Genomic DNA, 2404 nt, shown 5'->3' with positions numbered 1-2404 from the left:
AGATAATAAGCTTGCCCAATACTCTTCTATGGTAATAGAGTTTGGTGCGCCTAGAGCTTTTTGAATCATATCGTAAAATTGACCAAACCATTCATTAATTTTTACATCAATTTTAACCTGTATCCAAAGTGACGATAAAATTATTGCTGAACCAATCCATGACCATAGCAACCAATGTCTCTGAGTGAAAAACCTAAACATTTTTTATTTTAAAAAATTATCAGCGTAAGATTTTTTTACTGTTTTTCTTTTTCTAGGTTCAATTAATTCAAATTCTATTTTCTTTTTTTGTGCATAATTTATTGCAAGTTCTTTTGACGAAAATTCTAATTTTAATTTTGAATAAGTATCCGATGAACTTTCCCAACCCATTAATGGATTTTTAGTTGGATCTTTAGTTTTAAATTCTAATATCCATTTGTTATTTTTAGCTAATCCTGATTGCATTGGGTTTTTGTTTGGAATGTAAATAATTGCTTTTTTCATAATGATGGTCGGAGTGGCAGGATTCGAACCTGCGACCCTCTGGTCCCAAACCAGATGCGCTACCAGGCTGCGCTACACTCCGATCGAAGTACTAATACAGTAGTTATTGATAATTTCAATGTATAAAGAAGCCTAAATTAAAAGAATTTTGAGTAAAATCTGTTATATAACGAGGCATGATAATTACTTGTCCTTGTGAAAAGAAAAAATTCAAAATTGATAGTTCCTTAATTCCTGATGAAGGACGTGAGCTACAATGTGGGTCATGTGAAAGAGTTTGGTTTTACAAACCACAAAATGAAAGTGAAACTCCATTTAAGTTAAACAATAATATTACTACAAATAAAGCAGAACAAAATAATGAAATAAAAGAAAAAAATTTAGAATTTAGTAAACTATCACAACAAGAAAAAATAATTGATGCTAAAATAGAAACAGAAAACTTAAAAACATTTGAAAAGTCTGTAGGTAAAAAATCTAAATTATTTTCTTATTTCATAGTTTTGATTATATCTTTTGTTGCTTTAATAATCTTGGTTGATACACTTAAAACACCACTAATTAATGTATTTCCTGGACTAGAAGTAATATTATTCAACCTTTTTGAAACATTGCAAGATATAAAACTATTTATTATAGACCTAATTTAAAATTTTATGATTAATTATATATCTAAACCTTTTAGATGGTTTTTTAAATTAGAAGCTGCAAGTGGCCTCGTTCTCTTATTTGCTGCAGTAATTGCATTATTTATAAGTAACTCTGGATTAGCAGATTTATATTTTGCTACTTTAAATAAATACTTATTTATAGGTATTAATAATTTTGGTCTAAAATTATCTGTATTACATTGGATCAACGACGCCTTGATGGCTATATTCTTTTTCTTTGTCACATTAGAAATAAAAAGAGAATTTCTACAAGGTGAACTTTCAAATATTAAACAGGCTTTACTGCCAATAATAGCTGCTGTAGGAGGAATGTTAGTTCCTGCATTATTTTACGTTTTTATTAATTTAGGCGATAGCGAAACATTAAATGGATGGGCAATTCCATCAGCCACAGATATAGCTTTTTCTTTAGGAGTTTTGTCATTACTTGGAAAAAGAGTTCCTTTATCTTTAAAAGTATTTTTAACAGCTTTAGCTATTATTGATGATTTAGGAGCAATAGTAATTATTGCCCTATTCTACTCTGGAGATTTAAGCATTAAGTATTTAACATTAATGCTCTTAGCTTTTATTGTTTTATTGTTAATAAATAAATTTAATATCAAAAAATTCTTACCTTATTTGGTAGTTGGACTTTTCCTTTGGGATTTTACCCATAACTCAGGTATCCACGCTACGATTGCTGGTGTTTTATTGGCTATGACAATCCCACATAGAAAAAAGGATAAAGATTTTTCTTTATTAATAAAAATAGAACACGCAATTAGTCCTTATGTTGCTTTTGGAATAATGCCTTTATTTGCATTTGCAAATGCAGGTGTTTCTCTTGAGGGCTTATCTTTCGCTTCATTGTTAGATAAAGTTCCATTAGGTATTGTACTTGGTCTGTTCTTGGGTAAACAACTTGGTGTATTTATATTTTCGTATATATCAATAAAATTAAAAGTAGCCCAAATGCCAAACGATACAAGTTGGTATAATTTTTATGGAGTTGGAGTTCTTACAGGTATTGGTTTCACAATGAGTTTGTTTGTAGGAAATTTAGCTTTCGTTGAAAACATGCAATATATGGATGGAGTAAAAATAGGTGTTTTGACTGGTTCATTACTTTCCACTTTATTTGGTTATTTTTTAATATTACTTACTCCAAATAAACCTAAGAAATGAGAAAAGTAATATTTCTATTTTCAATATTTATGTTTTTTTTTAAAACCTCAGTAACTGCAAACTATGAAAAAAAGTTTTAT

4 protein-coding genes and 1 tRNA gene are annotated in these 2404 nt (G+C 28.7%); 2 read left to right on the top strand and 3 right to left on the bottom strand.

The genetic code is table 11. The features are described from left to right. The 3 genes from AMN99_RS04040 to AMN99_RS04030 form a co-directional block, all read right to left on the bottom strand. Window positions 1-201, bottom strand: a 201-nt coding sequence (locus AMN99_RS04040; RefSeq protein WP_306452585.1) for an SbmA/BacA-like family transporter, incomplete at its 3' end; no start/stop codon positions are given. 3 nt (window positions 202-204) lie between these two features. Continuing rightward, window positions 205-486 carry an ETC complex I subunit gene (locus AMN99_RS04035; protein WP_075506553.1) on the bottom strand — a complete coding sequence of 94 codons (282 nt, stop codon included), beginning with the start codon at window positions 484-486 and terminating at the stop codon, window positions 205-207. A gap of 5 nt (window positions 487-491) precedes the next feature. After that, a tRNA-Pro gene (locus AMN99_RS04030) sits at window positions 492-568 on the bottom strand. A 94-nt stretch (window positions 569-662) separates the two neighbouring features. Here AMN99_RS04030 and AMN99_RS04025 point away from each other — a divergent pair. Together AMN99_RS04025 and nhaA are read left to right on the top strand one after the other, a co-directional pair. Beyond that, window positions 663-1136, top strand: a complete 474-nt coding sequence (locus AMN99_RS04025; RefSeq protein ID WP_075506552.1) for a zinc-ribbon domain-containing protein — start codon at window positions 663-665, stop codon at window positions 1134-1136. Window positions 1137-1142: 6 nt separating this feature from the next. Beyond that, window positions 1143-2324 (top strand): Na+/H+ antiporter NhaA, encoded by a 1182-nt coding sequence (nhaA, locus tag AMN99_RS04020; RefSeq protein ID WP_075506551.1) that lies wholly within the window; start codon window positions 1143-1145, stop codon window positions 2322-2324. The last annotated feature ends 80 nt before the right edge of the window (window positions 2325-2404 follow it).

It is taken from the genome of Candidatus Pelagibacter communis, assembly GCF_001180225.1.
GTDB lineage: Bacteria > Pseudomonadota > Alphaproteobacteria > Pelagibacterales > Pelagibacteraceae > Pelagibacter > Pelagibacter ubique_D.
The sequence above is the reverse complement of the archived record's forward strand: the minus strand, read 5'-3'. Positions and strand labels throughout refer to the sequence as shown.

Coding starts and splice junctions, on each gene's coding strand:
- AMN99_RS04025 (WP_075506552.1), top strand. CDS start 663: ATGATAATTACTTGTCCTTGTGAAAAGAAAAAATTCAAAATTGATAGT.
- nhaA (WP_075506551.1), top strand. CDS start 1,143: ATGATTAATTATATATCTAAACCTTTTAGATGGTTTTTTAAATTAGAA.
- AMN99_RS04035 (WP_075506553.1), bottom strand. CDS start 486: ATGAAAAAAGCAATTATTTACATTCCAAACAAAAACCCAATGCAATCA.